Annotated in this window: 24 protein-coding genes; 10 read left to right on the top strand and 14 right to left on the bottom strand. The window is 72.2% G+C overall.

Annotated features, from left to right (window positions below; translation table 11 throughout):
• Positions 1-20: 20 nt before the first annotated feature.
• Genes ACZ6AA_RS00400 through ACZ6AA_RS00390 form a run of 3 tightly spaced genes read left to right on the top strand, consistent with a single transcriptional unit; the run spans position 21 to position 1,391 of the window.
• Positions 21-884 carry a peptidoglycan-binding protein gene (locus tag ACZ6AA_RS00400; RefSeq protein ID WP_471455663.1) on the top strand — a complete coding sequence of 288 codons (864 nt, stop codon included), beginning with the start codon at positions 21-23 and terminating at the stop codon, positions 882-884.
• Positions 885-895: 11 nt separating this feature from the next.
• On the top strand, positions 896-1,150 hold the full coding sequence (locus tag ACZ6AA_RS00395) for a hypothetical protein (RefSeq protein WP_471455662.1): 255 nt from the start codon (positions 896-898) through the stop codon (positions 1,148-1,150).
• The gene (locus tag ACZ6AA_RS00390; protein ID WP_468450405.1) at positions 1,137-1,391 is read left to right on the top strand and encodes a hypothetical protein; all 255 of its coding nucleotides are present in this window, start codon (positions 1,137-1,139) and stop codon (positions 1,389-1,391) included. The genes ACZ6AA_RS00395 and ACZ6AA_RS00390 overlap by 14 nt, the downstream gene beginning before the upstream one ends.
• A 116-nt stretch (positions 1,392-1,507) precedes the next feature.
• Here the strand turns inward: ACZ6AA_RS00390 and ACZ6AA_RS00385 are convergent, their stop codons facing one another.
• Positions 1,508-3,004, bottom strand: a complete 1,497-nt coding sequence (locus ACZ6AA_RS00385; RefSeq protein ID WP_468450403.1) for an MFS transporter — start codon at positions 3,002-3,004, stop codon at positions 1,508-1,510.
• Positions 3,005-3,186: 182 nt separating this feature from the next.
• Between ACZ6AA_RS00385 and ACZ6AA_RS00380 the strand changes: the two genes are divergently transcribed.
• Positions 3,187-4,065, top strand: a complete 879-nt coding sequence (locus ACZ6AA_RS00380; protein ID WP_468450401.1) for a helix-turn-helix domain-containing protein — start codon at positions 3,187-3,189, stop codon at positions 4,063-4,065.
• A gap of 34 nt (positions 4,066-4,099) precedes the next feature.
• On the opposite strand, the gene ACZ6AA_RS00375 is transcribed toward ACZ6AA_RS00380, so the two are convergent.
• Complete coding sequence (locus tag ACZ6AA_RS00375) at positions 4,100-5,683, bottom strand: alpha/beta hydrolase (RefSeq protein WP_471455661.1); 1,584 nt, start codon at positions 5,681-5,683, stop codon at positions 4,100-4,102.
• A gap of 287 nt (positions 5,684-5,970) precedes the next feature.
• Here ACZ6AA_RS00375 and ACZ6AA_RS00370 point away from each other — a divergent pair, with 287 nt between their 5' ends.
• Positions 5,971-7,368 (top strand): 3-oxoacyl-ACP reductase, encoded by a 1,398-nt coding sequence (locus ACZ6AA_RS00370; RefSeq protein WP_471455660.1) that lies wholly within the window; start codon positions 5,971-5,973, stop codon positions 7,366-7,368.
• 73 nt (positions 7,369-7,441) lie between these two features.
• The gene (locus tag ACZ6AA_RS00365) at positions 7,442-8,407 is read left to right on the top strand and encodes a MaoC family dehydratase (RefSeq protein ID WP_471455659.1); all 966 of its coding nucleotides are present in this window, start codon (positions 7,442-7,444) and stop codon (positions 8,405-8,407) included.
• Here the strand turns inward: ACZ6AA_RS00365 and ACZ6AA_RS00360 are convergent.
• The 5 genes from ACZ6AA_RS00360 to ACZ6AA_RS00340 all read right to left on the bottom strand — a co-directional run bounded on the left by ACZ6AA_RS00360 (position 8,298) and on the right by ACZ6AA_RS00340 (position 13,010).
• A complete protein-coding gene (locus ACZ6AA_RS00360) occupies positions 8,298-8,915 on the bottom strand; it encodes a TetR/AcrR family transcriptional regulator (RefSeq protein WP_468451668.1) in 618 nt (205 codons plus the stop codon). The two genes, ACZ6AA_RS00365 and ACZ6AA_RS00360, sit on opposite strands and share 110 nt — an antisense overlap.
• Before the next feature lie 257 nt (positions 8,916-9,172).
• Entirely contained in the window at positions 9,173-10,507 is a 1,335-nt protein-coding gene (locus tag ACZ6AA_RS00355; RefSeq protein WP_471455658.1) for a dicarboxylate/amino acid:cation symporter, read from the bottom strand.
• Between the two features lie 369 nt (positions 10,508-10,876).
• Complete coding sequence (locus ACZ6AA_RS00350) at positions 10,877-11,170, bottom strand: DUF4229 domain-containing protein (protein WP_468450391.1); 294 nt, start codon at positions 11,168-11,170, stop codon at positions 10,877-10,879.
• A 104-nt stretch (positions 11,171-11,274) separates the two neighbouring features.
• On the bottom strand, positions 11,275-12,438 hold the full coding sequence (gene mqnE, locus ACZ6AA_RS00345; protein ID WP_471455657.1) for an aminofutalosine synthase MqnE: 1,164 nt from the start codon (positions 12,436-12,438) through the stop codon (positions 11,275-11,277).
• Positions 12,439-12,554: 116 nt separating this feature from the next.
• The gene (locus ACZ6AA_RS00340) at positions 12,555-13,010 is read right to left on the bottom strand and encodes an Lrp/AsnC family transcriptional regulator (protein WP_031192748.1); all 456 of its coding nucleotides are present in this window, start codon (positions 13,008-13,010) and stop codon (positions 12,555-12,557) included.
• A 140-nt stretch (positions 13,011-13,150) separates the two neighbouring features.
• On the opposite strand from ACZ6AA_RS00340, the gene ACZ6AA_RS00335 reads away from it, so the two are divergent.
• The gene (locus ACZ6AA_RS00335; RefSeq protein WP_267885485.1) at positions 13,151-13,282 is read left to right on the top strand and encodes a hypothetical protein; all 132 of its coding nucleotides are present in this window, start codon (positions 13,151-13,153) and stop codon (positions 13,280-13,282) included.
• Here the strand turns inward: ACZ6AA_RS00335 and ACZ6AA_RS00330 are convergent.
• Genes ACZ6AA_RS00330 through ACZ6AA_RS00320 form a run of 3 tightly spaced genes read right to left on the bottom strand, consistent with a single transcriptional unit; the run spans position 13,279 to position 16,384 of the window.
• Positions 13,279-14,007, bottom strand: a complete 729-nt coding sequence (locus ACZ6AA_RS00330) for a UbiX family flavin prenyltransferase (protein WP_468450387.1) — start codon at positions 14,005-14,007, stop codon at positions 13,279-13,281. The genes ACZ6AA_RS00335 and ACZ6AA_RS00330 overlap by 4 nt on opposite strands.
• Positions 14,008-14,033: 26 nt before the next feature.
• Positions 14,034-14,936 carry a menaquinone biosynthesis prenyltransferase MqnP gene (gene mqnP / locus ACZ6AA_RS00325; protein WP_471455656.1) on the bottom strand — a complete coding sequence of 301 codons (903 nt, stop codon included), beginning with the start codon at positions 14,934-14,936 and terminating at the stop codon, positions 14,034-14,036.
• A complete protein-coding gene (locus tag ACZ6AA_RS00320) occupies positions 14,933-16,384 on the bottom strand; it encodes a menaquinone biosynthesis decarboxylase (protein WP_468450383.1) in 1,452 nt (483 codons plus the stop codon). Before ACZ6AA_RS00320 ends, mqnP begins: the two co-directional genes overlap by 4 nt.
• An 88-nt stretch (positions 16,385-16,472) precedes the next feature.
• On the opposite strand from ACZ6AA_RS00320, the gene ACZ6AA_RS00315 reads away from it, so the two are divergent.
• Together ACZ6AA_RS00315 and ACZ6AA_RS00310 are read left to right on the top strand one after the other, a co-directional pair.
• Positions 16,473-16,796 carry a PLD nuclease N-terminal domain-containing protein gene (locus ACZ6AA_RS00315; RefSeq protein ID WP_468450381.1) on the top strand — a complete coding sequence of 108 codons (324 nt, stop codon included), beginning with the start codon at positions 16,473-16,475 and terminating at the stop codon, positions 16,794-16,796.
• Positions 16,797-17,431: 635 nt separating this feature from the next.
• The gene (locus tag ACZ6AA_RS00310) at positions 17,432-18,364 is read left to right on the top strand and encodes an isopenicillin N synthase family dioxygenase (protein ID WP_468450379.1); all 933 of its coding nucleotides are present in this window, start codon (positions 17,432-17,434) and stop codon (positions 18,362-18,364) included.
• Between the two features lie 70 nt (positions 18,365-18,434).
• Here ACZ6AA_RS00310 and ACZ6AA_RS00305 read toward each other — a convergent pair whose 3' ends face one another.
• Entirely contained in the window at positions 18,435-18,764 is a 330-nt protein-coding gene (locus ACZ6AA_RS00305; protein WP_468450377.1) for an ArsR/SmtB family transcription factor, read from the bottom strand.
• Between the two features lie 101 nt (positions 18,765-18,865).
• On the opposite strand from ACZ6AA_RS00305, the gene ACZ6AA_RS00300 reads away from it, so the two are divergent.
• Positions 18,866-19,870 (top strand): quinone oxidoreductase family protein, encoded by a 1,005-nt coding sequence (locus ACZ6AA_RS00300; protein ID WP_471455655.1) that lies wholly within the window; start codon positions 18,866-18,868, stop codon positions 19,868-19,870.
• A 19-nt stretch (positions 19,871-19,889) separates the two neighbouring features.
• On the opposite strand, the gene ACZ6AA_RS00295 is transcribed toward ACZ6AA_RS00300, so the two are convergent.
• The 3 genes from ACZ6AA_RS00295 to ACZ6AA_RS00285 are packed head-to-tail and all read right to left on the bottom strand — an operon-like array spanning position 19,890 to position 22,029.
• On the bottom strand, positions 19,890-20,399 hold the full coding sequence (locus tag ACZ6AA_RS00295; protein WP_468450373.1) for an SRPBCC domain-containing protein: 510 nt from the start codon (positions 20,397-20,399) through the stop codon (positions 19,890-19,892).
• A gap of 53 nt (positions 20,400-20,452) precedes the next feature.
• On the bottom strand, positions 20,453-21,397 hold the full coding sequence (locus tag ACZ6AA_RS00290; protein WP_471455654.1) for a CU044_5270 family protein: 945 nt from the start codon (positions 21,395-21,397) through the stop codon (positions 20,453-20,455).
• Positions 21,394-22,029 (bottom strand): RNA polymerase sigma factor, encoded by a 636-nt coding sequence (locus ACZ6AA_RS00285; RefSeq protein ID WP_471455653.1) that lies wholly within the window; start codon positions 22,027-22,029, stop codon positions 21,394-21,396. Before ACZ6AA_RS00285 ends, ACZ6AA_RS00290 begins: the two co-directional genes overlap by 4 nt.
• Positions 22,030-22,061 lie beyond the last annotated feature (32 nt).

Below are 22,061 nucleotides of genomic sequence, written 5' to 3'. Positions count from 1 at the left end.
GTGAGCCAAGGAGGCACCCCATGGCCACCCCTCTCACCTCCACCACCCTCCTCACCGCCCTCCACCAGGAAGGAACCACCACCCAGCAACACCCCAACTGGCGCACCCACAACCGCAACCACAAAGGCCCCTGGGGCCCCGTCCACGGCGTGATGCTGCACCACACCGCAGGGTCCAACAGCCTCTCCGCCTGCCGCCACGGCCTGCCCGACCTGCCGGGCCCGCTCTGCCTCGGCCTCGTCACCAAGGACGGCACCGTCCACCTGCTCGGTCACGGCCGGACGAACCACGCCGGGAACGGCTCCGCCGCCGCGCTCGCCGCCGTGCGGGCCGAGCAGGCGCCGCCCGTGCGGCCGGGCCCGGACGCCGTCGACGGCAACGCCCGGTTCTACGGCTTCGAGATCGAGAACCTGGGCAACGGCCGCGACCCCTACCCGGCCGCGCAGCTCGACGCCGTGGAACGGCTCGCGGCAGCGCTGTGCCGGGCGCACGGGTGGTCCGAGGCCTCGGTGATCGGCCACAGGGAGTGGACCCGGCGCAAGATCGACCCGTCGTTCTCGATGGCGGCGATGCGGGCGCGGATCGGGCGTCGCCTCGGGACGCGCCCTCCGGGGCGTCCCGACGAGCCCGGTTCCGCTCACGCCCCGTTCCCCGGCGCCGCCTTCTTCGTCCCCGGCCGTCGCAGCGCGCTGGTCACAGCCGTGGGGCGGCGCCTGGTCGCCGAGGGCTGCGGGCGGTACGCCGTGGGTCCTGGGCCCGAGTGGAGCGAGGCCGACGTGCGGTCGTACGCCGCCTGGCAGCGCAAGCTCGGTTACGCGGGCGGCGACGCCGACGGCACACCCGGGCGCGCCAGCTGGGACCGGCTGCGCGTGCCGCGCACGTGAGGGGGGCCGCCATGTCCGACGCCGGCCGTCGCTCCCTGCGCACCCTGGTGCAGACCCTGTTCGCCCTGACCACCGCGTTGCCGCTGCTCGCGGACGACCCGGCGGTACGCGAACTCCCGGGCGTCGCCCTGGCGGTGGCCGTCGCCGGGGCGCTCAGCCGTCTGATGTCCGCCCCCGCCGTCGAACGGCTGCTCCCGGCCTGGTTGCAGGGCGCGGGCCGGGGCCGGTCCGGGCCGAGTGCGGAGGCCGCGGATGACCAGCTCTGACACCGACGGCATCGCCCTGGAACTGGAGCGTCTGCACCGCTCCGTCGACGTGGGATTCGCCACCACCCGGGGCGACTTGGCGCTCCTGCTCCAGCGCGCCGACCAGACCGACAAGGCCCTCGGCGAGCACGAGGAACGCCTCGACGCCCTGGAGCGCACCCGCTGGCCGCTGCCGTCCCTCGCGGCCGTGACGTCGTGCACGGCACTGGCTGTGACGTTGTGGCAGGGGTCGGGGAGGTGAGGAGCCCGACCGGAGGCGCGTGACGTCCCACCACGGGCGGGGCGTCCGCGAGAAGATCCGTCTCGTGCGGCCCCCGCCCGTACCGGCGCCGCCCCACCCCAGGACCGGCGCCACCCTCAGCGCCCCGCACCCCCCGCCAACAGCCGCCACGACACCCCCGCCGTCCCCGCCAGCAGCGCTCCCACCACCACGAGCCCCTCCCGCATGCCCGTCACCGCGAACCCCTCGCCGGAAGCGATCAGGGCGCCGAACAGCGCTACCGACAGCGCCCCGCCCGTCTGCCGGAGGGAGTTGAGGAGGCCGGACGCCGTGCCCGCGCGGTGGGCGGGGACGGCGTCGATGAGGAGGGCGGTGAGGGCGGGGACGGCGAGGGCGCCGCCGATTCCGGTCGGGACGAGGAGGACGAGGACCAGCCAGACCGGTGTCCCCGCGCCGAGCGGGAGGAGCGCGAACATGGCGCCGGACAGGATCAGTTGGCCCGTGACGATCACCGCGCGGCGCCCGACACGGTCGGCGAGCGGCGCCGAGACCAGGTTCGTGGACGTGATGAGCGCGGCGAGCGGCACGAACATCAGGCCCGTCGCGATGCCCGACATGCCGAGGAGCTGCTGGCAGTACAGGCCGAGCAGGAACACCACCCCGTAGAAGCCCGCGTTCACCGCGAAGCCGACCGCGAGGGAGACGCCGACCTCGCGCCGCCGCAGCAGCGGGAGCGGCACCATCGGCGCGGGATGCCGGCGTTCGGCGGCACGGAAGCCCACGCCTGCCGCGACCGCGACGGCCGCCGCGGCCAGCACCCCGGGGTCGGTCCAGCCCGCGTGGCCGCCCTCGATGACCGCGTACGCGAGTCCGGCGAGGGCCAGGACGGCGGTGAGCTGGCCGGGTACGTCGAGCGGTGCCGGGCGGCGCGGAGACGGCGCGACCCGGACGAGCAGCGCCAGGATCAGCGCGCCCACCGGCAGGTTCAGGAGGAACACCGCGCGCCAGCCCACCGTCTCCGACAGCACCCCGCCGAGCACGGGCCCCGCGGCCATCGCGACCGAGCCGCCGACCGTCCACAGCGCGATCGCGCGGGCCCGGCGCCCCGGGTCGTCGTACGCCTGCCGGATCAGCGCGAGCGAGGCGGGCATGACGACCGCCGCGGCCGCGCCCTGCGCCACCCTGGCCGCGATCAGCCATCCGATGCCGGGCGCGAGCGCGCAGGCCAGCGAGGCGAGCGCGAACAGGGCCGTCCCCCAGGCGTAGGCGCGCCGCGCCCCCGCCCGGTCCGAGAGCGCCCCCGCGGAGATCATCAGCGCCGCGAACATCAGCGTGTACGCGTCCACGACCCACTGCAGCCCGGTCATCCCGCCGTGCAGGTCGGCCCGGATGCCGGGCAGCGCGATGTTCACCGCCGACACGTCGATCGTGATGACGGTGAAGCCGAGCAGGGCGGCGACGAGGGCGAGGGCGGGGCGGGTGGGCGCGGGGTGCTGCGCCGGGGACGCGGACGGGTTCGGCGCAGGGGGCGCGGACCGGTTCAGCGCCGGGGACGCGGGCGCGTTCGGCGCCGGGGTCAGCGCCTGCTCCGCGGACGCGGCACTCCGCTCCGCGCAAGGGACTGTGGACGACATGCGGAATCTCCTGGGTACGGGAGGGGCACGCAGCGCTACGAGGGGATGTGTGCCGGAGGTACGGGGAACGGCCGGGTGGGCCGACTCCACCCTCCGCCGACGGCGCGCGCCCCGGCAGACCGCGGCGTTCCTGGCCCTGACACGGCCCCCCACTTCTCCGCCGTCTCACGGACACTGGACCCATGACGCATGGCACTGCCCCGGAGAGAAACGGCACCGAGCTGGGCCGCTACCTGCGCGCCCGGCGTGCCCAGGTCGGCCCCGCGGAGGCGGGCCTCCCCGCCGGGACGGGCCTGCGGCGCACGCCGGGGCTGCGCCGCGAGGAGCTGGCGACGCTCGCCGGGGTGAGCGTCGACTACTACACGCGCCTGGAGCGCGGCCGCGAGACCAACCCCTCACCGGCCGTGATCGACTCCCTGGCCCGCGCCCTGCGGCTGTGCGGCGACGCCCACGAGCGCCTGCACGAGCTGGCCGAGCTGGCCTCGGGCCGTATCGGCGAACCGCCGCCGACCACCGAGTTCACGGTGCGCGACTCCGTCGTACGGATGCTGGACGCCCTGCGCCCGCTGCCCGCGTACGTGGTGAGCCCGCACAACTACCTGCTCGCCGCGAACACCCCGGGCCGCCGTCTGATGCCGGGCCTCTTCGACTGGCCCGCCGAGCAGCGCAACATCACCCGCTATATGTTCCTGCACCCCGTGGGCCGCGAGCTGTACGTGCCCTGGGAGGAGACCGTCGCCAAGTCGGTGGCGCACCTGCGCGCGGTCGGCGGCCGCGACCCGGACTCGCCGCAGCTGGCCGCCCTGGTCGGTGAACTCTGCCTGAAGTCACCGGAGTTCGCGCGCATGTGGGACCGGTACGAGGTGCGGGAGCGCGGCGGTGGCGTGAAGTCGTTCGCGCACCCCAAGGCGGGGGCGATGTCCCTCACGTACGAGGTGATGCGTCTGGCGAGGACGGGCGGGCAGCGCCTGGTCACCTACCAGGCGGAGCCGGACAGCGCGGACGAGACGGCGATGCTGCGCCTGGACCCGGCGGCCCGCACGACACCGCCGCGCCCCTAGCCGCGAGCCGCGAGCCGCACCCGGTCGGCCCCGGTCACTCCGCCGCGCACGAACTCCCGTTCTTCGGCATCTGCTTGTACAGCAGGAACGCGTCCACCTTGTCCTTCACGCACTTCGAGCCGAAGTAACCGGTGTGTCCGTCGCCCCTGTTGTCGAGGACGACGGCGGATGAGCCGAGCCGCTCGGCGGTCTCCACGGTCCAGCGGTACGGCGTGGCGGGGTCGCCGCGGGTGCCGACGAGCAGGAACTTCGGGGTGTCGACGTCGCGTACGTCCTTGCGGATGTAGTCCGTGCCCGCGGGCCGCCCGAAGCACAGCAGCACGGGCAGCAGCATCGACTTGCCGAAGACGGGCGACGCCTGCTCGAACTCCTCCTCCAGACGGCCCACTTCCCGCTCGACGCGCTTGGCGTCCGGCCGGTCGGGGTCGTCCGCGCAGTTGACGGCCATGAGCGCGGCGGAGGAGTTGTCCGCGGGGATCTCCGTACGCCCGCCGGCGGCCCGCCCGTCCCCCGTCGAGCCGCCCACCGAGCCGCCCATCCGAAGCAGCGCCCGCGGGTCGCCGTCCGCGAGCAGCGCGCCGAGCGCCTGGGACAGGGCGGGCCAGGCCTGCCTGCTGTAGAGCGCGCTGCCGAGCACGCTCACCACGTCCTGGCCGGTGAACTCCTGGCCGTCCATGGCCCGCAGCGGATACGCGTCGAGGTCGTCGATGAGCTTGGTCATGGCGTGCCGGGCGTTGCGCGAGTCCTCGCCGAACACACAGCCCGCGTTCTTCGTGCACCACAGCAGGAAGTTGTCGAGGGCGGTCTGCCGTCCCTCCGCGCCGACCAGGGCCTGCTCGGCCACGTCCTCGGTCAGCGTGTCCACGCCGTCGAGGACCATCCGGCCGACCTTCTTCGGGAACTGCGCCGTGTACACCGCGCCGAGCCGCGTCCCGTACGAGAACCCCAGGTAGTTGAGCTTCTTGTCGCCGAGGGCCTGACGCATGACGTCCAGGTCGCGGGAGACGTTCACGGTGCCGATGTGCGGCAGCACGGGGCCGGACTTCTTCGCGCACTCCGCGGCCGTCTCGCGCAGTTGCCTCAGGATCGCCGCCGCGTCGCCGGGGCCCTCCACGTCGTCGCCGGGCTCCGGGTCCCCGCCGCAGCTCACCGGCTCGCTCAGGCCCACGCCGCGCGGGTCGAAGCCCACGACGTCATAGCCCTTGCCGACGTAGCCGAAGTCCTTCTTGGCGCCCGCGAGCCCCGCCACGCCCGCCCCGCCGGGGCCGCCGAAGTTCACCAGGAGCGAGCCGCGCTTGTCGCCGCTGGACTTGATCTTCAGAAGGGCGAGGCGGATGGTGCCGCGGCCGGGGTCGGAGTAGTCGAGCGGGACCTTGACCTTGCCGCAGGTGAAGTCCTTGTCCTTGGTCACGTCCTCCGACAGGTTCTGCACGTCGGGCTTGCAGGCCGCCCACTTGATCTTCTGGGTGTAGAAGCGCTTCAGGTCCGGCCGCGCGGGCCCGGACGGGTCGGCCGCCGCGGGCAGGCCGGCGACGGCCAGAGCCAGGGCTGCGACGGCGGTGAGCGCGGGTGTGCTGCGCACGGCGACCTCCAGGAGGTGCGGTTCCCCTCCGGTCACCTTAGGTGCCCCCGGCCCACCCCGCCCGTTCAGCCCAGTCACGCTCCGTGACCACCGACGGCTCGTCCGGACCCGGCGCCCGCCCCGGAAACGCGCCGGTACGAGCCCTCTCACCACCTCGATCAGGCACCGGCCGCCCCCTCGACCAGCCCCCTGACCCCCAAGTAACCTTACTCGGAAGTAAATTCAGCGTCGCACCCACAGCGCCGCGCCCGCAGGACCGCACATGCGGGACCACACGCGCAGGACCGCGCCCCAGATCCAGCACCGAGCCGGGAGCTTGCCCCATGGCCGACCGCTACGCGACCTTCACCCACACCGCCCCCGGCCGCTTCCTGACCCGCAGACTCGGCCTGCCCCAGCCGGTCCCGCTGCGCCGCTGGTCGCCCCGGCACCCGGCCCTCGAAGGCCCGGTGCTGCTCCTCACCGCGGGCGACATCCCCCTCCCCGGCCTGCACGAGAGCCTCACCCGCACCGGCCTGCCCCCGCACAGCGGCCCGCTCGGCAGCCGCCGCCCGGCCGCCGTCGTACTGGACGCGACCGGCGTCCGCACGGTTGCCGCGCTCATGGACGTGCACGCCACGCTGCACCCCGTCGTCCGCTCCATAGCCCCCTGCGGGCGCGTGGTGATCCTGGGCGCGCCCCTCTCCCCCGCCGACCACCACCAGGCGGCGGCGCAGCAGGCCCTGGAGGGCTTCGTCCGCTCCCTCGGCAAGGAGCTGGGCGGGGGCAGGACGGCCCAGCTCGTCCGCACCCCGTCGGCGCCCGCCGCCGAGGCGACGCTGCGCTTCCTGCTGTCGCCGAAGTCGGCGTACGTGAGCGGGCAGGTGGTCGAGGTCGGGGAGGTCTCGGAGTACGCGGACGACACCGGCGAGGCGGAGTGCGGCGGGGGCGCGCAGGACACGGCACCGGCCCCGGACGCCGACGCATCCGGCGCCGTCGTCCAACTTCCGCACCCCGCACGCCCGTTGGCGGGCCGCACCGCCCTCGTCACCGGCGCCGCACGCGGCATAGGCACCGCCGTGGCGGAGGTCCTGGCCCGCGACGGCGCCCACGTCGTCGTCCTCGACGTACCGGCCGCCGAACCGGACCTGTGCCGCGTCGCCGAGCGCGTCGGCGGCACCGCGCTGCCCCTCGACATCACCGCGGACGACGCCGGTGAGCGGATCGCCGCCGCGTTTCCGGACGGCCTCGGCGTCCTCGTGCACAACGCGGGCGTCACCCGGGACCGCAGGCTCGCCAACATGGCGGCGGACCGCTGGAGTTCGGTCCTCGACGTGAACCTCGCGAGCGTGCTGCGCACGACGGACTTCCTGCTCAAGTCCGGCACGGTGCGCCGCGGCGGCCGGATCGTGGCCACGGCGTCCATAGCGGGCCTCGCGGGCAACGCCGGGCAGACCAACTACGCGGCGAGCAAGGCGGGCATCGTCGGCTTCGTCCGCTCCCTGGCACCCCGCGCCCTCGCGGAGCACGGCGTGACGGTGAACGCGGTCGCGCCCGGCTTCATCGAGACCCGGATGACCGCGGCCGTCCCGCTGCTCATCCGCCAGGCGGGCCGCCGCATGAACTCCCTGGGCCAGGGCGGGCTCCCCGTCGACGTCGCGGAGACCGCGGCGTGGCTGGCGACCGGCGCGGTGAACGGCCAGGTCATCCGGGTCTGCGGCCAGAGCCTGCTCGGCGCGTAGGCCGCGGGACGCCCGGCCCCGCCCCGCACCCCCGGTCCGCACCCGAGTCCCCAGCGACAAGAAGGGTCCCGTCATGGCCACGCTCGCGCTCACCCTGCTCCGGGGAGCGACCCTGTCCCCGTTCAAGCGGCCCCGCCCGGACGCACCGCTGCCGGGCCCCACGACAGCCCGCGTCCGGACCGACATCGACCACCTGGTGGCGTACGAACGGCTCTGCGGCTTCGCCGCCGGACAGGGCGCGAGCACGGGCACGGGCAGAGGCACGGACGGCGACCGCCCGACCGGCGGCGACCCCTTACCGCCCACCTATCCGCACCTCCTCGCGTTCCCCCAGACCATGCGTCTGATGGCGGCCCGCGACTTCCCGCTGCCCCTGCTCGGCCTCGTCCACACGTCCGTGGAGATCGTCCAGCACCGCGCCCCGCTGCCCGACGAGGACCTGGAACTCACTACGTACGCCCGGGACTTGGCACCCCACCGGCGCGGCACCGAGGCGACGGTCACCACCGGCGCGACGGTGGACGGCGAGACGGTGTGGGAGTCCCACAGCACCTACCTCTCGCGCCACCGCACGACGGCCGACCTCCCGCACCGCACCCCCACGGACACGCCCGGCACACCGCTGCCCGCCCGCGCCGACTGGCGCCTCCCCGCCGACCTGGGCCGCCGCTACGCCACCGTCTCCGGCGACCGCAACCCCATCCACCTGCACCCGGCGACGGCACGGCTCTTCGGCTTTCCGCGCGCCCTCGCGCACGGCATGTGGACGTTCGCGCGCTGCGTGGCGGAGCACAGCGGCATCGTCGCGGGCGACGAACCCCTGCGCCTCTCCGCCGAGTTCAGGGCTCCGGTACTCCTGCCCGGCACGGTGACGTACGCGGCCGAGGGCGCCGCGTTCGAGCTGCGCGGGCCGACGGGCCGGGTCCACGTCACGGGGTCGGTGACCAGAACCGCCCCTCCATCAGATCGCCGAGACCCGCCCAGGCGAAGTTCATCAGCGTCGCCGCGGCCTGGTTCGCGGACACGGACGGCTGGGTGATGGCCCAGCCCGCGAGGGACTCGGCGGCGCCGACGAGGGCCTGGGCGAGGCCCGCGACCTCGCGGTCGGGCAGGGAGGGGTTCTGGTGGGCGGCGCGGGCGGCCTCCGCGATGAGCTGCGTCACGAAGGCGACGATCTCCTCGCGCATGACGTTGACCTCGGCGGCGAACGGCTCGCCGACCGTGCGGGCCTGGCTGTGCAGGACGGCCCAGGCGTCGGGGTGTTCGGCGGTGTGGGTGAAGAACGCCCGCAGTCCGTACCAGAGTTGGCGGTCGGCGGGGTCGCCCGGGGTGACGGCGTGCCGGACCGCCTCGATGAGGGCGGCGGCCTCCCGCCGGATGCAGGCGGTGAAGAGGTCTTCCTTGGAGTTCAGATACAGGTACACCAGCGGCTTGGAGACCCCGGCCAGCTCGGCGATCTCGTCCATGGAGGCGGCGCGGTAGCCCCGCTGTCCGAACGTGTGCACCGCCGCGTCGAGCATCTGCCGCTCCCGCACGGCCCGCGGCATCCGTTTCTGCCGCACCGGCTTGCCCCCGTTCTTCGCAGCCTGCACGGCCTCCACAGCCCTCACGACCTTCACATCCGACACCCCGGCCCCCGCCTCCCGCACCATCCGTCCACGGATCAGCCTACGGCGGTCCTCCCCGACGCCCGGAGGTCACCCGGAGGCCATCGCGGCGCACCGCCCCCAGCCCTACCCGCAACGACCGTGCCCCGCACCGGATTTCCGGTGCGGGGCACGGTTTCGGCCGAGGGGCGCGAGCGCTACGCGGTGGCGGGCAGCGGCTCGTCGAGCGAGTCCAGCGGGGAGGCCGACGCGCTGTCGTACGCCTCCTTGTCGAGGATGTTCTCGCGGGCCGCGACGACGACCGGGACGAGCGCCTGGCCGGCGACGTTCGTGGCCGTGCGCATCATGTCCAGGACCGGGTCGATGGCGAGCAGCAGTCCGACGCCCTCCATGGGCAGGCCCAGCGTGGACAGGGTCAGGGTCAGCATGACCGTGGCGCCCGTCAGACCGGCCGTGGCGGCGGAGCCGACCACGGACACGAACGCGATGAGCAGGTACTCCTTGATGCCCATGTGCACGTCGAAGATCTGCGCGACGAAGATCGCGGCGATCGCCGGGTAGATCGCGGCGCAGCCGTCCATCTTGGTGGTGGCGCCGAAGGGCACCGCGAAGGACGTGTACTCCTTCGGTACGCCGAGACGCTCGGTGACCTTCTGGGTGACCGGCATGGTGCCGACCGAGGAGCGCGAGACGAAGGCCAGCTGGATGGCGGGCCAGGCGCCCTTGAAGAACTGCAGCGGGTTGACCTTGGCCACGAACGCGAGCAGCAGCGGGTAGACGCCGAAGAGGACCAGGGCGCAGCCGATGTAGATGTCGGCGGTGAACGTCGCGTACTTGCTGATCAGGTTCCAGCCGTAGTCGGCGATGGCGAAGCCGATGAGGCCGATGGTGCCGATCGGGGACAGCTTGATGACCCACCACAGGGCCGTCTGCAGCAGCGCGAGCACGGCCTCGCTGAGGTCGAGGATCGGCTTGGCCTTCGCGTCGCCGATCTTCAGGACGGCGATGCCGGCGACGGCGGCCATGAAGACGATCTGCAGGACGTTCAGCTCGGTGAACGGCGTGATGATGTCGGTCGGGATGATCCCGGTGAGGAAGTCGATCCAGGAGCCCTCGTGCTCGGGCTTGGCGCCGTCCTTCGGGGTCAGGCCCGTACCGGCGCCCGGGTTGGTGACCAGGCCGATGACGAGGCCGATGGCGACCGCGATCAGCGACGTGATCATGAACCAGAGAAGCGTGCGGGTCGCGAGCCGGGCGGCGTTGTTGACCTTACGCAGGTTGGTGATCGAGATCAGGATGGCGAAGAACACCAGCGGGGCGACGGCCAGCTTCAGCAGGCCGATGAAGGTGTCGCCGACCTTCGAGAGGGTGGTGACCAGCCAGCCGATGTCCTGGCTGCGGGCCAGCCAGCCCAGCAGCACGCCGAGGACCAGACCGCCGAGGATCTGGGCCCAGAAGGGCAGCTTCAGGAACTTCGGTATCCGGAAGCCGGATCGGGGCTCGCCGGTGGGGGACGCGGGGTTCGCGGACACGGACACACTCCGGGTAAAGACGGGGGACGTGAGGAGCGGCGACCGCGAAGGGCCGACGGGCACCGCTGCTGTGGGTCTGTTCGGGGGTCTGCTGTGGGTCTGTTCGGTGGTTCAGACGCGGCAACAGGCCGCGGACACGCAGCGGCAGAGATCGACATGCAGCCGCGCCACGAGCGGGACGCTCATGGCGATGCGGGGTGCGGCTGCTGTCTTCATGTCGAACACGTTAACACTTGAACTTTGAGTTCATCAAAGGACTTGTTTGAGGTAGAAGGAGCCTCAAGGGTCTCAGGAACGACGAAACCCCGGTAGCGGAGCCGCATGCTCCGGTACCGGGGTTTTCCGTGTACGTGATGTGTGTGACGAACCTTACGACTGCGCGGTGCGCGCCGCGTCGTCGGCGCCGTCCTCCTGCGTGCGGTTCCGCTCCAGGCCGGCCTTGACGTCCTCGACCTTGGCCACGACCTTCGCCGACGCGCGGTCGCGCTCCTTGCGCAGCAGGACGAAGCTGATCGGCGCGGAGACCACCAGGGCGAGCAGGGCCACCCACAGCAGGTTGGAGCCACCGAGGCCGCGCGGCACGACGCCGGAGTAGACGAGGCCCCAGACGACCAAGAAGCAGCCCGCGAAGACCCCGAGGCGCATCAGCGTGTAGCGGAGCATGTCAATCCACTCTTCCGTTCCGAAATAGCCCGGCCGTACCCGGACTGGACGAGCCCATCCAGTGAAGCACGGATCCCTGCCCGGGCCGGAGGGGGGTACGCCCCTCAGAACCGCATCGGCTGGGGCGACTCGCGCAGGGCGCGGTCCGGGCCCGGGTACTCGCGGATCGTCTCGTAGCGGGTGTTGCGCTCGACGGGGCGGAAACCGGCCTCGCGGATGAGGTCGAGGAGGTCGTCCCGGGTCAGCTTGTTGGGCGTACCGAAGTTGTCCGCGTCGTGAGTGATCTTGTACTCGACGACGGAGCCGTCCATGTCGTCCGCGCCGTGCTGGAGGGCGAGCTGGGCGGTCGCGACGCCGTGCATGACCCAGAAGACCTTGACGTGCGGCACGTTGTCGAAGAGGAGGCGGGAGACGGCGAAGGTCTTGAGGGCCTCGGCCCCGGAGGCCATCTTCGTCCGGGCCTGCAGCTTGTTGCGGACCTTGCCGTCCTTCATGTCGACGAAGTCGTGCTGGTAGCGCAGCGGGATGAAGACCTGGAAGCCCCCGGTCTCGTCCTGGAGCTCACGCAGCCGCAGGACGTGGTCGACCCGGTGCCGGGGCTCCTCGATGTGCCCGTACAGCATGGTGGAAGGGGTCTTGAGCCCCTTCTCGTGGGCCAGCCGGTGGATCCGGGACCAGTCCTCCCAGTGGGTCCGGTGGTCCACGATGTGCTGCCGGACCTCCCAGTCGAAGATCTCCGCGCCACCGCCGGTGAGGGACTCCAGGCCCGCGTCGATCAGCTCGTCGAGGATCTCCGAGGCCGTGAGACCGGAGATCGTCTCGAAGTGGTGGATCTCCGTGGCCGTGAAGGCCTTGAGGGAGACGTCCGGCAGCGCGGCCTTCAGCTCGCGCAGGGAGCGCGGGTAGTAGCGCCACGGCAGGTTCGGGTGCAGCCCGTTGACGATGTGCAGCTCGGTGAGGTTCTCGCCCTCCATCGCCTTGGCGAGCCGGACGGCCTCCTCGATGCGCATCGTGTACGCGTCCTTCTCGCCCGGCTTGCGCTGGAAGGAGCAGTAGGCGCAGGAGGCGGTGCACACGTTCGTCATGTTGAGGTGACGGTTGACGTTGAAGTGCACGACGTCGCCGTTCTTGCGGGTGCGCACCTCGTGGGCGAGCCCGCCGAGCCAGGCCAGGTCGTCGGACTCGTACAGGGCGATGCCGTCCTCACGGGACAGCCGCTCACCGGAGCGGACCTTCTCCTCAAGGTCGCGCTTGAGCCCTGCGTCCATTGCCGTACCTCTTGTTTCTCCGACGACCTGCGACAGACCCGACCAACCGTACTCGCCCCGCCCGACGGGCCGGAGCTGCCCCCACGCGGCGCCGCGCGCCCGCGCTCCCGGGCCCCCTAGACCTCTTCGGGCAGCTCCCCGACCCTGTTCTCCCACTTCGTGGAGAGCACGATCGTGGTCCGCGTCCGCGAGACCCCCTTGGTGCCGCTGAGGCGGCGGATGGTCTTCTCCAGGCCGTCCACGTCGGAGGCCCGCACCTTGAGCATGTACGAGTCGTCGCCCGCGATGAACCAGCAGTCCTCGATCTCGTGCAGGTCCCGCAGCCGCCGCGCCACGTCCTCGTGGTCGGCGGCGTCGGACAGCGAGATGCCGATCAGCGCGATGACGCCGAGGCCGAGGGACGCGGAGTCGACCGTCGCGCGGTAGCCGGTGATGACGCCGGCCGCCTCCAGGCGGTTGATGCGGTCGGTGACGCTGGGGCCGGAGAGGCCGACGAGGCGCCCGAGCTCGGCGTAGGAGGCGCGGCCGTTCTCGCGCAGAGCCTGGATGAGCTGCCTGTCCACGGCGTCCATAGGTCGAAGCCTTTCATTATTTAGCGTTTTTCCGAGTCTACGTGTAGAATCTAAGGCGTAACAGGGTCCAGCCCCTGTGAATCTTTCGGAAACTCAGCAGATCAACGACGATCCTTCGAACTTCAGGAGAGTGTTTCCCCGTGTACACGATCGAGATGGCCTACGCCCGTATGCGCGAGCTGCAGGACCTGGCCAACCGCTCGCGTGCCCACCAGTCCCCGACCGCCGCGCGCAAGGCCGGCAAGAAGCCGCGCGCCGCGAAGAAGCGCTAAGCGCCACCGGAGCCGTCCTCGGCCGGCCGGGAGCCACCCGCTCCCGACGCACCGCCGAGTTCGCCCTCCCACCGGCGGTACAGCTCGTGCGGCACCCCCGCCGCGTCGAGCACCCGCCCGGCGACGAAGTCCACCAGATCCTGGATGTGCGTCGCCCCCGCGTAGAACGCCGGAGAGGCGGGCAGCACGACCGCGCCCGCCTCGTCCAGGCCCACCAAGTGCTTCAGCGTCTGCCCGTTCAGCGGGGTCTCCCGTACGCAGACGACAAGCCGCCGCCGCTCCTTGAGCGTCACGCTCGCCGAGCGCTGCAGCAGATCCTTCGAGAGCCCGAGCGCCACCCCGGCCACGCACGCCGTGGACGCCGGGACGATCAGCATGCCCTTCGTCGCGTACGACCCCGACGAAGGACCCGCCGCGAGATCGCCCGCCGCCCAGTACCGCACGTCGTCCGTGCGCACCCGGAACGTCCCGGGCTTGCCGTCGGCGCCCCGCGCCAGCCACTCGCCGAGGTCGTCCCGCCAGTGCGCGTCCCGGAACGAGATGCCCGTCTCGTCGAGCAGCGTGAGCCGCGAGGCGCGCGACACCACGAGGTCCACGCTCTCCCCGGCCGCGAGCAGCCCCCGAAGCACCGAAGCGGCGTACGGCGTACCGGACGCGCCGGACACCCCCACGATCCAAGGCCTACGCTGCGTATCTCCTGCATTCACACTGTGAAGCCTATCCATGGGCGCCCGCGCCCGCCCACGGCCCGTCAGACAGTCAGGCCGCGGACGAGCAGGTCGAGCAGGGCGCAGGCGAACAGGGCGATCCCGATGAAGCCGTTGACCTGGAAGAAGGCACGGTTGAGGCGGGAGAGGTCGTGCGGCCGCACGATGCTGTGTTCGTAGAGGAAGGCACCCGCGACGACGACGAGGCCGAGCCAGAAGAACGCGCCCGCGCCGGTCTCAAGGGCGTACCAGACGAACAGCGCCGTGGTGACGAAGTGGCAGGCGCGCGCCCCCCGGATCGCGGCGGGGATGCCGAAGCGCGCGGGCACCGAAAGGACGCCGACCTCCCGGTCGGTGTCCACGTCCTGGCAGGCGTAGATCAGGTCGAAGCCGCCGATCCACACGCCCACCGCGAGCCCCAGGATCACGGCCGTCCACGACCACTCGCCGGTGATCGCGAGCCAGGCGCCGATCGGGCCCATGGCCTGCGCGATGCCGAGGATGGCCTGCGGGAAGTTCGTGAACCGCTTGCCGTACGGATAGACGACCATCGGGATCACGGCGACCGGAGCGAGCGCCAGGCACAGCGGGTTGAGCAGCGCGGCGGAGCCCAGGAACACCACGACCGCGATCAGCGCGCCGGTCCAGGCGGACTTCACGGTGACGGCGCCGGTGACCAGTTCGCGGTGCGCGGTGCGCGGATTGCGGGCGTCGATCTCACGGTCGATGATCCGGTTCGCGGCCATGGCGAACGTACGCAGACCGACCATGCAGACGGTGACGAGCAGCAGGCGCCCCCAGTGGATGTTCTTGTCCCACTGGAACATCGCGGTGAGGGCGGCGATGTAGGCGAAGGGCAGCGCGAACACCGAGTGCTCGATCATGACGAGCCGCAGGAAGGCTTTCGTACGTCCCGGCTGCGGCAGCGCGGCGGAAGCGGAACTCACAGGCCGTACTCCCTCCAGCGGCGGTCGACTTTCGCCGCCGTCTCGGGATCGGACTCGACCATGTCGGGCCAGCCTCCGTCCCGGGTGTAGCCCTCCTCGGGCCACTTCTTCGTCGCGTCGATGCCCGCCTTGCCGCCCCAGAACTGCTGGTACGAGGCGTGGTCGAGGTGGTCGACGGGCCCCTCGACGACGCTCAGGTCACGGGCGTAGTCCGTATTGCCCAGCGCCCGCCACGCAACCTCGTGCAGATCGTGCACATCACAGTCGGAGTCCACGACCACGATCAACTTGGTCAGGGACATCATGTGCGCGCCCCAGATCGCGTGCATGACCTTCTGGGCGTGTTTCGGGTACTTCTTGTCGATCGCGACGATCGCACAGTTGTGGAAGCCGCCCGCCTCGGGCAGGTGGTAGTCCACGATGTCCGGCACGATGATCTTCAGCAGCGGCAGGAAGAACCGCTCCGTGGCGCGGCCGAGCGGGCCGTCCTCCGTCGGCGGGCGGCCGACGACGATCGACTGGAGCAGCGGGCGCTTGCGCATCGTCACGCAGTCGATGGTCAGCGCGGGGAACGGCTCCTGCGGCGTGTAGAAGCCGGTGTGGTCGCCGAACGGCCCCTCGGGCAGCATCTCGCCGGGCTCCAGCCAGCCCTCGATGACGACCTCCGCCTGCGCGGGCACCTGCAGCGGCACCGTCTTGCAGTCGACCATCTCGATGCGCTTGCCCTGGAGGAAGCCCGCGAAGAGGTACTCGTCGATGTCGCCGGGCAGCGGAGCGGTGGACGCGTACGTCACGGCGGGCGGGCAGCCGAAGGCGATCGCGACCGGAAGGCGCTCGCCCCTCCTCGCCGCCACCTGGTAGTGGTTGCGGCTGTCCTTGTGGATCTGCCAGTGCATGCCGATGGTGCGCTTGTCGTGACGCTGGAGGCGGTAGAGCCCGAGGTTGCGGACGCCGCTCTCCGGGTCCTTCGTGTGTGTGAGGCCCAGGTTGAAGAAGGACCCGCCGTCCTTCGGCCAGGTGAAGAGGGCCGGGAGCTGGTCCAGGTCCACATCGTCACCGGTGAGCACGACCTCCTGCACGGGGGCGTCCTTCACCTTCTTCGGCGGTACGTGCGCCATCGCGCCGAGCTTCCCGAAAGCCTCGCGCACCCCGACGAATCCGTGCGGCAGCTCCGGCTTCAGGAGGCCGCCGATCTTCTCGCTGATCTCGCCGTACGACTTCAGGCCGAGGGCCTTCAGGAGCCGGCGGTCCGTGCCGAACACGTTCATCGCAAGGGGCATCGCGCTGCCCTTGACGTTCTCGAACAGCAGCGCCGGGCCGCCCGCCTTCTGCACCCGGTCGACGATCTCGCCGACCTCCAGATACGGGTCGACCTCGGCCTTGATGCGCTTGAGATCGCCCTCGCGCTCCAGGGCCCGGAGCAGAGAGCGGAGATCGTCATAAGCCATGCGGTCAAGTATCGGTCACCGGCTACCCTGGCCAGGTCACCGGGGGCGTCCGGCGCCCCCACTCCGCTCCCTGGGGGAACTCCTACACATGCTCAGGTATCTGCCGTTCCTGCTGGTCCTGGCCGTGTGGATCTACGCCTTCATCGACGTCCTGAACACGCCCGAGAAGGAAGTCCGACATCTGCCGAAGGTGGCGTGGGTCATCATCGTGCTCCTCTTCGGAGAGGTGCTGCTGGGGCCGATCGCTTGGTTCGTCACCGGCAAGAAGCGGCCTGCGGCCGGGCGGGGGGACGTCGGGGGACGTGGGGGACTTGGGGGGCGTGGGCGTCGGGGCGGCTGGGTCGCCCCCGATGACAACCCCGAGTTCCTGAAGGGCCTGGAGAAGGACCGCGACCCGCGCGACGACGCCTGACCGCACGTACTGATCGCCCCCGCTCCGGCGCCCCCCGCTCCGGCTCTCCGCGCCGTGTCCTCAATCGCCGGACGGGCTCTCTCCCACCCACCCGCCCAACCTGTCACCACCACCCCAACAGCCCGGCACTTCCACCCCCGAAACGGCTCCCGCCCACAGCACCGGCCCAACCCGCCCCCGCACAGCACCCTCCGGCCCGCCCCCGCACAGCACCTCTCCGCCTGCCCCCGCACAGCACCTCTCCACCGCGCCCCCGTGCAGCACCTCTCCCGCCCGGCCTCCCCCCAGCGCCTCTCGGCCCGCCCGGGGAGATTTCAGCCCGTCCGGCGCTTGAGGACGAGGCGCGCAGCGCCGATCCGGCGGAGGCCCGTCCCACCCGCACATCCCGCCCCGGCAAGTTCCCAGCCCGTCCGGCGCTTGAGGACGAGCGCGCAGCGCGATCGGCGCAGGCCCGTCTCACCCGCACATCCCGCCCCGGCAAGATTTCAGCCCGTCCGGCGATTGAGGACGAGGCGCGGAGCGCCGATCCGGTGGAGGCCCGGGGCGCGCGGAGGGGGCTGGGGTCCAGGGGGCGCAGCGCCCCGGTTTCGGAGAAGGGGCGGGACTGGGGCGCCCCGCGAGGGCAGCATGAGGGCATGACGATCCCCACGATCGACCTGCGGCCCTGGCTCTCCGGCGCCCCGGACACCCGTACACGCATGGCCGCCGAAGTCAGGGAAACGATCGACGAAGCACTCCGCACGGCGGGCTTCCTGCTGGTGGCGGGCCACGGCGTGGACCCGGCACTACGGGCCGCCATCCGCCGACAGGCCCGCACCTTCTTCCACCTCCCACCCACCACGAAGCAGCCGTACGCAGTACAGGTCGGCAGCCGCGGCTGGCTCGGCCCGGGCGCGGAGGCCAACAGCTACGCGGAGGGCGCCGCCTCCCCACCCGACCTGAAGGAATCCCTCTCCTTCGCCGCAGACACCCCCACCGGCGACCCGAAGATCGACGCGGAGTGGTTCGCCCCCAACACCTGGCCCAGGGAAACCCCGGACCTGCGCACCGACGTGGAGACGTACCTCGCCCGCATGCGCGCCCTCTCCGACGCGCTCCTCGAACTCCTCGCCGTCGTCCTCGACGAACCGGAGGACTTCTTCACCCGCCACACGACCAACCCCACCTGGGGCTTCAACATCAACTGGTACCCCGGCAGGGACGTCATCGGCGAACCGGAACCGGGCCAGTTCCGCATCGGCCCGCACACGGACTTCGGCACGGTCACGGTCCTGGACCGGCAGGCGGGCCGCGGCGGCCTGCAGGTGTTCACGGACGCCGACGGCTGGCAGGACGCCCCGCACGACCCGGAGGCGTTCACGATCAACGTCGGCGACCTGATGGCGCGTTGGACGTCGGGCCGCTGGCGCTCGGGCCGCCACCGCGTGCTCCCGCCACCGGCGGACGCCCCGGCCGAGGAGCTGATGTCACTGGTGTACTTCTACGAGTGCGACCCGGGCACGGACGTCCGCGGCACGGACTCGCACGCGTATCTGCGGGCCCAACTGGACGCGATCACGGTGGACTAGCGAGGACGTGGACTGGCGAGGACGGCGGACTGGCGAGGACGGGCCGAGCGTCCCTCGGCCCGGACCGGCCTCAGTCCCCGCGCAGCACCAGCTCCAGCAACCCCGGAAACCGCGCGGCGAACTCCTCCCGCCGCAGCCGGTTCACCCGCCGCGCCCCCTCGTCCCGCTGCTCGACGAGCCCCGCCGCCCGCAGCGCGGCGAAGTGATGGCTGAGCGCGGCCTTCCCGACGGGCACGTCGAAGCTGCCGCAGGCCCGCGTCCAGTCCTGCGAGGACGCCAACTCCCGTACCAGATACATCCGTACGGGATCGGCGAGGGCGGCGAGCGCCTCCTGCACGGTGACGTCCGCGAGCCGCGCGTGCACCGGCGCCGCACGATGACTCGCACCCTTCGCACTCACCACGTACCAGCACCTCCCCAACTTCCCCACTTGCCGAGTGTTCGATCCAAACCATACAGTCCCGAGTGTTCAATGCAGATCGAACACCCGGAGGCACCCCCATGCGCGCAGTCCAGCTCCACGAATTCGGCGGCCCCGACGTCCTGCGGACCGTCACGGCGGACGTCCCCGAGCCCGGCCCCGGCCAGGTCACCGTCGACGTCGCGTACACCGGCGTGAACTTCGCCGACCTCAAGGCCCGCGCCGAGGGCTACCGCGTGCCGGAGTTGCCCTTCGTGCCGGGCCTCGAAGTGTCCGGCCGGATCCGGGCGGTGGGCGCGGGCGTCGCGGGCCTCGCCGTGGGCCAGGAGGTGGCCGCCCTGACGGCGGGCGGCGCCTATGCCGAGGTGGCGCTCGCCGATGCCACGACCACCTTCCCGCTGCCGCCCGGCGTGGACCTCCGCACCGCCGCCACCCTGCCCACCGTGCTGCCCACGGCCCACGCCCTGCTGCACGAGGTGGGCAGGGTGCGCGCGGGCGAGACGGTCCTGGTGCAGGGCGCGGCGGGCGGTGTCGGCACCGTGGCCGGGCAGTTGGCGAAGGCGGCGGGGGCCACGGTGTTCGGGGTGGTGTCGGGCACGGCGAAGGCCGCGTACGCGCGCGAGCACGGCTACGACGAGGTGTTCGTCGGCGACGGCTTCGCCGAGGCGGCCCGCGCGGCCACCGGCGGCCGGGGCGTGGACCTCGTCCTCGACCCGGTCGGCGGCGACACGTTCCACGCGGGCCTGGCGGCGCTCGCGGTCTTCGGCCGCCTGGTCTCCTTCGGCAACGCGAGCTCCGCCGAGCCGTGGCGGGTGGGGCAGGCCGAGCTGTACCCGGGGGCGCGGTCGGTGGCCGGGTTCTCGATCCTGACGCTGGCCCAGACGGCACCCGAGGTGCTGCGGGAGCTGGCCGGGCGCGCCTTCCGCACGGTCGCCGACGGCACCGTGACGCTGCCCATCACCGCCGAGTTCCCACTGGCGGAGGCCGCGCGGGCGCACGAGCTGATGGGCGGCCGCACGACGACGGGCAAGCTGCTGCTGCGCGTCGACGAGTCGATCGGCGACGACCGGAACGACGGCAACTAGGAGACCGGGCCCGCGTCGACTAGTCGTAGCTGCGCCGCAGTTCCCGGAACCGCTCCGCGCTCCACGTCGACCAGTCCACCGGCCGCCCGGCCAGCGCGTCCGCCAGGTACTCGAAGTGCTGGTGCCACCCGGCGAGGCAGTCCCGCCGCAGCGAGTCGTCGCCGACCATCTCGTTGGTGAACCGCAGCGCCGTCCGCCCGGTGCCCGCGGGCTCCAGGTGGAACCGGCACCGCCCGTGCAGGTCGACCGTGTACTCGGCGACGACGTCCGGGTCCCACGCGGTGATGTGCCCCGAGTGCGTGGCCGCCGCCGCGTCGGTCGCGTTGAGCCAGCGCAGCGTCACGGCCCCGCCGAGCCGCGGCTCGAACACGTCGGCGGCGGCGAGCCACTCCGGCAGTCCCTCCGGGGTGGCCACCGCCGCCCACACCTCCTCCACGGGGTGCCGCAGGTTCAGCACCCAGTGGAGCGTGTGCGTGTCCCCGCGTGTCCGGCTCGTCCCCTGTTCGACAGCTTCGTTGCTTTCGGTCATGGGCCAAGCCTCACGCACACGTCCCCCGGGGTCACGTACCCGGCGGCGTCCCGCTACGGGCGTTCGCCCGCCTTGTCGACGACCTCGCGCTCCAGGACGGCGGTGTTGGCGAGGACCTCGCCCTTCTCGGCGTACGGCTTGTCCTCGGTCGTGACCTCCCGCTCGCCGAGGAACCGCTTGGTCCTCCTGTCGAAGATCAGCTCCTCGCGCACCCCGTCGTCCTCGCGGGCGACGGCGACCCCGTGCCGCCCCTCGGCGTCCACGGCGTCCTCGACCAGTTCGACGCCGGGGATCCTCGCCGCGGCGAGATAGAGGGCGGCGGCCTGCTTCGGCGGCATGAGCGACTCGTACAGGAGGTCGCCCACGAGCGTGAAGGCCTGCTGGTCCGCGCTCTTCTCGCCGTCGCTCTCCTTGTGCAGCCAGTCGAGCATGTTGACCGGGTCGGTCGGCAGCTTCTGGAGGTTGCGGTAGTTGGTGTCGGTGGCGACGAGGGGCAGCTCCGGCTTCATGCGTTCGTTCTTGTGGCCGTTGCCGGGCTCGTGCAGCAGCCCGGTGTGCCTGCCGTCCACGGAGATCCACATCTCCCGCTGGTGCAGGGGATCAAGGCCCTCGTCGGAGCTGTAGGCCACCTTGCTCCTGATGTACGTGAACTGGTCGTCCCGGACGTCCGTCGGCGCGGGCGAGCGCTTCGCGGCCTCCGCGATCTCCTTCAGCACGGCCACCGTCTCCTCGGACGGCGCGGCCTCTGCGGAGTCGCCGCCGAACGGCGAGGCGACCAGCAGGCCCGCCGCGACGGACACGGCCACCGCGCCCACGACGAGCACGGGCCGCAGCCACGGCGTGCGCCGCCTCGGGACGACGGCCTCGGGTGCCTCGGCCTCGGACTGCCGGATCTCGGTCATCAGGTGCTCCTTGAGCAGAAGGTGACGGCCCGGCGGAAGGTCCCGCTCGCTCGGCGACGGGAAGGTCGGGAAGTCGGGTTCGGCTTCGGACTTCATCGGTTTCCCTCCTGGATGGGCCTGACCGCTGCTGCGCGGTCACCTCTCACCTGTCCGCGCCCCGCGGGCGGTTCCATCGCTTTCGCGAGTTTTGTACGGGCCCTGGAGAGCCGCGAACGCACCGTCCCCACCGGGATGTCCAGCGCCTCGGCCGCCGCCTCGTACCCGAGCCCCGACCACACGCACAGCGCGAGCACCTCCCGCTCGGCCCGGCGCAGCTTCGCGAGGGCCGTGCGGACGAGGGCGAGTTGCTCCTTGTCGTCGACGCGCCCGGCGACCTCGTCGGCGAAGTCGGCGACGGCCTCGTCGCGCGGGAGGCGGGCCATCGCGGCCGTGTGGCGGCGGGCGGCGCGGCGCTGGTTGCGGGTCACGTTCGTGGCGATGCCGAGCAGCCACGGGCGCAGGGACCCGCCGTCGGCGTCGACCTTCCCGCGCAGCCGCCACGCCTCCAGGAAGGTCAGCGACACGATGTCCTCGGCCGCCGACCAGTCGCCCGTCAGGCGGTAGGCGTGGTTGTAGACGGAGCGGGCGTAGGTGTCGAAGAGCTCTCCGAACGCGTCGGGGTCCGAGCCCCGGATCCGTACGCGCGCCCGACGCCGCTGTGCCGCGAGTTCCCCCTGATTCGTGTCCACACCCTCTTGTCTGTCCGTACGAAAGGGGCCGG

It is taken from the genome of Streptomyces sp. NPDC040610 (assembly GCF_055594065.1).
Note: the sequence above shows the minus strand (reverse complement) of the source record. Positions and strands in the feature narration are given on the sequence as shown.